The 2,664-nt window shown below is 57.1% G+C and carries 2 protein-coding genes; both read left to right on the top strand.

What is annotated here, in order from left to right; translation table 11 throughout:
• Positions 1-157 precede the first annotated feature (157 nt).
• The gene (gene istA / locus M5J09_RS13070; protein ID WP_070537971.1) at positions 158-1,768 is read left to right on the top strand and encodes an IS21 family transposase; all 1,611 of its coding nucleotides are present in this window, start codon (positions 158-160) and stop codon (positions 1,766-1,768) included.
• 6 nt (positions 1,769-1,774) lie between these two features.
• Complete coding sequence (locus M5J09_RS13065) at positions 1,775-2,542, top strand: ATP-binding protein (RefSeq protein ID WP_239181330.1); 768 nt, start codon at positions 1,775-1,777, stop codon at positions 2,540-2,542.
• Positions 2,543-2,664 lie beyond the last annotated feature (122 nt).

Below are 2,664 nucleotides of genomic sequence, written 5' to 3'. Positions count from 1 at the left end.
TGCCGTTTCGGCGTAGTTGGTAGGGGCAATCCGCGTAGTTGGTCGGGGTTTTCCGGATAGGTGGTAGGGCTCTCTGTTTTCGGTCATTGTATAGGTGGCGTTGGCACAACTTGTGTCGGCGCGTCATCACCTTTCATGACCTTAAGGAGGGCCTTTCATGGCCAACTTCAAAGACATCATGGCGATGTGCTTAGACGGGGCAAGCTACGCTGCCATTTCTGCGGCGTTGGGATGCTCCAACCGGGATATTGCCAAAACCAAGACGCTCATCGCTGACCACGGCATCACCAAGGAGTCGTTTGCCCAGCTGGATCCATCTTTCTTCGACGAGTGCTTCAGCGACCATCGTGGGGCACGTCGCAAGCTCTATGACCAGCCAGACTTCGAAAAACTCGCTAGGCGCTTGGCTAACAACAAGCATCTGACCCGCCACAAGCTCTGGATGGACTACGTTGCTGCACCTGCCGGTGACGGTGAGTCGAAGTATCAGTACTCCCAGTTCTGCGAACGCCTGCGTGACTACATCCGCACCACTGGAATGACCTCGATTATCGAACATGAGCCAGGCCAGGAACTCTACGTCGACTGGGCCGGCGACAAAATTTCCATCGTCGATAAAGCCACCGGTGAAGTCGGCATGAAAGCCAGCTTATTCGTGGCTATCTGTCCCTATTCTTCGCTGACGTTCGTTGTGGCTTCAGCGAATGAGAAGATGGACAACTGGATTGCCTGCCATGTGAAAGCCTTGGACTACCTCGGCAAACGCCCTGGCATCATCGTGCCCGATAACGCACCGACCGCGACTTACCGCCCGGTGAAGAACAAACCCGGCCGGCGCATTCAACAACGCTACGCCGACTTCGCCGACTACTACGACATCCTGATCGTGCCGGCCCGGCCTGGAAAACCTCGGGATAAAGCTGCTGTAGAACGCGCCGTCCAACTCGTCTACACGCGTATCCTCGGCTACTTCGATGGGATCACCTTCTACAGCCTCGATGAGCTCAACGAGCTCATCGCCCAGCGCATCGACGACATCAACATGAATATGCCCCGGCCCGATGGGCTCACCCGTAAAGAGTTGTTTGATGCTGATGAAGCACCCCTCATGCGTGACTTGCCCGATACTCCGTTTACGGAAGTGTCGTGGCGGGCTGTCAAAGTCGACCGTAACTGGCACATCTGCTGCGACTACCAGTACTACTCAGTGCCGTTTCAGTACATCGGCAAAACCCTGCGGGCACGGCTGACCAACAGCCTGGTGAGCATCTTCGACGGCGATGAGCTGGTTGCAGAACATAGTCGTATGCACGGGTTCAAGTACCGCTATTGCACTGACCCAGCCCATACCCCGGATAAGGATATCGCTGGGGTCAAACCGCTTACCCGCAACGAGCTGCTTGCTCGAGCCTCGTCGTTTGGGCCGGCAACCACCAAGGTCGTTTCCTCAATCTTGGAACGCAACGCCAAAGCCATACCCCGCGGGCTGCATACCGCCCGCAACGTGCTCGTCAAGCTGGGCAACAAGCACAACAAGACCACGCTTGAGCCTGCTTGCCAGCAAGTCATCGACCATAACCTGGCACCCAATATGCAGGTCATCGCGCGGATTCAAGCCGATATCGCCCGCAACGGTCACACCCTTAACCAAACGCCAGCCGTCCAGGTCGATCAAGGCCAGTCGCGCATTGTGGATATCACCGCCATCCCTGATGCAGTGTTCCTGCGCCCAGCCAGCCACTACGACACCCCGAAGAAGGAGGCCTAGACCATCATGACCACCATCAACCTTGACGATGACATCCGAGCTACACTGCGTAAACTGCGTCTGTCGACCTTCGCCGACATCTTCTTCGACCTAGTCGCTGCCGATGACACGAACAACGCATTGCCTGAGGAAATCTTTTTCAAAGCCGTGGAAGAAACCGCGGCCAAGCGTCGGCAGAACAACATCGCAAAAGCCATCGCCCAGGCGAAATTCCGCTATCCGGCAGCAACACTCGCCGAGCTGATCAACCCCGATAAGCGCGGGCTGAACCTGCGCCAGCTCAAACGACTGGCCGCAACACCCTGGCGCGACGAGCCTTCCAATGTGCACGTCCTGGCACCAACCGGTGCGGGTAAAACCTACATCGCTTGTGCTATCGGTATTGCTGCCTGCCAGGCTGAATACAGCGTCGCCTACTACCGGCTGGATCAGCTCGTCGATGAGTTAGCGGCCTTCTCGCCGGCAGATGAACGCTATGTAGCTAAAATGCGCAGGCTACAAAACGTTGACGTACTCATCCTCGATGATTTCCTAACGATAGGAATCAACCAGCGCGGACAAGAAGACCTAACCAAGATCATATTCGACCGCGACGGCAGACTGCCGACCATCATCGTCTCCCAGACAACTGCGGCCTACTGGATAAAGAAACTACCCGACCCCATCGGCGCGGACTCACTGGTCAGCAGACTCAACGCCGGACAGCGCATCGAACTCGGCGACTACGACATGCGCCAACACCTGGCAAGCGCCACACATGGCGCCAACGAGTAGTCGATCGGATTAAAGGCCCGGCCGCTGGCCCCGACAAGGCCAGCTGCCCGGCCCTACCACCTAGTCGGAATCCAGCCCTACCACCGTTCCGCAACACCCCTACCAACAAGCCGCTCTCAGCA

Origin of the sequence: Corynebacterium sp. BF-R-2, from assembly GCF_024586525.1 — a bacterium.
GTDB lineage: Bacteria > Actinomycetota > Actinomycetes > Mycobacteriales > Mycobacteriaceae > Corynebacterium > Corynebacterium singulare.
This window is presented reverse-complemented; position numbering and strand designations above follow the sequence as displayed.

What these genes read in the sequence shown, in the direction of transcription:
- istA (WP_070537971.1), top strand. Translation starts at nt 158, where the DNA reads ATGGCCAACTTCAAAGACATCATGGCGATGTGCTTAGACGGGGCAAGC.
- M5J09_RS13065 (WP_239181330.1), top strand. Translation starts at nt 1,775, where the DNA reads ATGACCACCATCAACCTTGACGATGACATCCGAGCTACACTGCGTAAA.